This is a genomic window from Paracoccus sp. NIOT.M2S5SZ12 (genome assembly GCF_057748165.1).
The window spans coordinates 1-3,389 of sequence record NZ_JBYLFR010000049.1 but is presented as its reverse complement, the minus strand read 5'-3'; the positions used below and the strand labels follow the sequence as shown (position 1 = coordinate 3,389).

Below are 3,389 nucleotides of genomic sequence, written 5' to 3'. Positions count from 1 at the left end.
TCAGCACACTTTGCCCCCGCCTCATGCTCCTGCAAGATGCCAATAATCTGCTCTTCCGTCAGTCGTGCCTTCTTCATCGTCCGTCCTCTCCATGGGCCGAACTCTAATCGTAGATGGAGGAAAAATCCCGTGGCAGGTCAAACTGGCAAAGTTGATTTGTCGCCTCTGCCCTGAAGGCTGACGCTGCGCTGAGCGGCATGGCACGAGGGTATTTGACATGGGACTTATCCTAATGAGCGAACACGAGCTTCAACGGATCGAGGTGCTGTCGCAGGTGCTGGATGGCAGCCTACGCACGTCCACGGCGGCGCAAGTGGTGGGTCTGAGCCAGCGCCAGGTGCAGCGGTTGATCCGCGAGGTTCAGGCTGATGGCGTAACGGCCGTGTGCCACATGCTGCGCGGCCGGGCGCCCTACTCGCGCGCTGTCTCTATCACGACTGGCCTATGATCTTGAGAACATCGTCAGCCCGATGCTGGCCAGCCTGCTGTTGGCGGTGATCAGTTACAACGCGCTCTTCTTCGGAACGATGGTCGGGTTCGCGGCGTCTGCGGCACTGGTCCTTTCTATTGTGCTTTCCAGTCCGAAGCCCTCCGAGCCGCGCGGCATCTATGATCGCCCGACCCGGGGCATCTGCATCTATCTGGCCACGCCCCGTCTGCGCGGATTGCTGGCGCTGAACATGGCCGCCGCGGGGGAGGCGATGGTCCTGGTCAACTTGGTCATGCTGGCGCGGGGTATGCTTGATAAACCTACCGCCTCGGGTCTGGATAAGCACGAATGAGGTATGAGCATGATACATTTTGATAAGGCAGATGGGCCAGACGCCTGATACGCCCATTGCGGCGACTGAACATCCGGCCCAACTTTAAATTAGGCGAGAGTGGCGGGGTATCCTGCTGCGGCCAGTGCCACTTGAACGTTGTCCGGCTTAGCCCGGCTTTCCAAAGCGATCGTTCGTAACGCCATGTCGAACTCGATCTGTGCCTCGGGGTCGATTGCATGGACGGTCTTTTGCACCGTTGCCTTGCAGTGGCCACAGCTCATGTTGGGGATATTGAACGTCGTCATTAGCTTTTCCTTTTTGTTTTTCTAGAGATCAACCCGCCGCAGGCGGAGGGCGTTGGTGATAACCGAGACGGAGGACAGGCTCATCGCCGCCGCTGCAATCATTGGCGAGAGCAGAAGGCCGGTGACGGGGTAAAGCAGGCCCGCCGCGATCGGCACGCCAAGTGCATTGTAAGCGAAGGCGAAGAACAGGTTCTGCTTGATGTTGCGCAACGTTGCCCGAGCCAGCTTGCGTGCCCGGACGATGCCCATCAGGTCGCCGCCAAGAAGGGTTATCCCGGCACTCTCCATGGCCACGTCAGCGCCCGTGCCCATGGCGATGCCGACATCGGCAGCGGCCAGCGCAGGCGCGTCGTTCACCCCGTCACCTGCCATGGCGATCTTGTGACCCTCGCGGCGCAACTGATCGATCAGGTCTTTCTTGGCTTCTGGGAGGACACCCGCCCGCACCTCGTCGATGCCGAGCTTTCTCGCCACCGCCTGTGCTGTTCGTTCGTTGTCGCCCGTCGCCATGATGACACGTAGCCCCTGAGCGTGGAGTTCGCGGATCGCTTGCGCGGTACTTTCCTTGATTGGGTCGGCGACCGCCACGATACCGGCAAGCGCGCCATCGACCGCAATGAACATCGCCGTCTTGCCCTCGGCGCGCAGAGTGTCAGCCTTCCCTTCGGCCGCGCTCGTGTCCAGATCCATCTCCTGCATCATGGCCGCGTTGCCAAGCGCCACTGCCCGTCCGCCAACCGTGCCGCGCACGCCTTTGCCGGTGACAGCCTCAAAATCCAACGCTTCTTGCCGCACGGCACCCTGCGCCTCTGCGCCCTCCACGATTGCCTCGGCCAGCGGGTGTTCCGAGCCGCGCTCAAGCGCTGCCGCCAGTGACAGCAAGTCCGCTTCGGCCACGTCCCCGAGTGCCACGGTATCCGTCAGCTTCGGCTTGCCCATGGTTAGCGTACCAGTCTTGTCGACAATCAGGGTATCAACCCCCGCCATCCGCTCCAGCGCCTCGGCATCCTTGATCAGTACACCTGCCTGTGCGCCGCGCCCTGCCGCGGTGGTGATCGATATCGGCGTGGCCAACCCAAGGGCGCAGGGGCAGGCGATGATCAGCACTGACACGGCCGAGGCGATGGCAAAGACCAGCGAAGGCTCGGGGCCGAAAATCAGCCAGACAACGAAGGCGAAAATTGCGATACCGACCACCGTCGGCACGAACACCGCCGAGACCCGATCGGCCATCCCCTGGATCGGGGCCCGGGACCGCCGCGCGTTCGAGACCATCGTTACGATCTGCGCAAGAACGGTATCGGCGCCGACTTTGCCCGCCTCGATCACAAGGCTGCCGTTCTTGTTGATCGTGGCCCCGGTCACCGCATCGCCGGGACTTTTTTCCACCGGCATCGACTCGCCGGTCAGCATGCTCTCATCCAGGGATGAGCGGCCCTCGATCACTTTGCCGTCCACCGGCACTGCATCGCCCGGGCGCACGCGAAGCCGGTCACCTTCCATGATGTTTTCCAAGGGGGCGTCATATTCCGACCCATCCGGCAGGATACGCCGCGCGGTCTTGGGTGCAAGGTCGAGCAGCGCGCGAATGGCATCCCCGGTACGTTCACGTGCGCGAAGTTCCAGAACCTGGCCCACGAAGACCAGTGCAATAATCACCACCGCCGCCTCGTAGTAGGTGCCGACGCCATGACCCATTCGATAGGCATCGGGAAATACGCCGGGCAGGAAGGTCGCGACGAGCGAATAAAGGTAGGCTGCCCCCACACCCAGGCTGATCAACGTCCACATGTTCGGTGATCGGTTCACAAGTGAATCCCAGCCTCGCCTGAAGAATGGCAAGGCGGCCCAGAGGACGATCGGTGTCGCCAGGATGAATTCGAGATAGCTTGCGGTTTCGTGGCCAATCCAATCCCGCACCGGCAGAGCGACCAATTCTCCCATCGTCAGGATGATCAGCGGCACTGCGGCGGCTGCTGAAATCCACATGCGCCGTGTGAAGTCGGTCAGTTCCTCGCTCGGTTCATCCGAGGGCAGCATGGGTTCAAGCGCCATCCCGCAGATCGGGCAGTCGCCTGGCACATCACAGACAATCTCCGGGTGCATCGGACAGGTATACTGAGCGTTGGCCGGAACCGCGCCGGGTTTGCCGGAGGCTCCAACTCTTGAGTAGGATGGAGCATCATGAGCAAGACCACGAACAAGTTTTCCCCTGAAGTGCGTGAGCGGGCCGTGCGGCTGGTTTTCGACAACGAGGCGCAGCATCCGTCGCGCTGGCAGGCGGTGATGTCGATCGCGGCGAAGATCGGCTGCACACCGC

3 protein-coding genes and 1 pseudogene are annotated in these 3,389 nt (G+C 61.8%); 2 read left to right on the top strand and 2 right to left on the bottom strand.

The features are described 5' to 3' along the window. Nucleotides 1-217 precede the first annotated feature (217 nt). The gene (locus AC2SGK_RS18130) at nt 218-448 is read left to right on the top strand and encodes a helix-turn-helix domain-containing protein (protein ID WP_488324779.1); all 231 of its coding nucleotides are present in this window, start codon (nt 218-220) and stop codon (nt 446-448) included. Continuing rightward, a pseudogene (locus AC2SGK_RS18125) lies at nt 408-743 on the top strand (MFS transporter); the annotation flags it as partial. The gene AC2SGK_RS18130 and the pseudogene AC2SGK_RS18125, both read left to right, overlap by 41 nt. Nucleotides 744-871: 128 nt before the next feature. Here AC2SGK_RS18125 and AC2SGK_RS18120 read toward each other — a convergent pair. Together AC2SGK_RS18120 and AC2SGK_RS18115 are read right to left on the bottom strand one after the other, a co-directional pair. Continuing rightward, entirely contained in the window at nt 872-1,069 is a 198-nt protein-coding gene (locus tag AC2SGK_RS18120; protein WP_045983763.1) for a heavy-metal-associated domain-containing protein, read from the bottom strand. A gap of 21 nt (nt 1,070-1,090) precedes the next feature. After that, entirely contained in the window at nt 1,091-3,334 is a 2,244-nt protein-coding gene (locus AC2SGK_RS18115; protein ID WP_488324778.1) for a copper-transporting P-type ATPase, read from the bottom strand. Nucleotides 3,335-3,389: the final 55 nt, after the last annotated feature.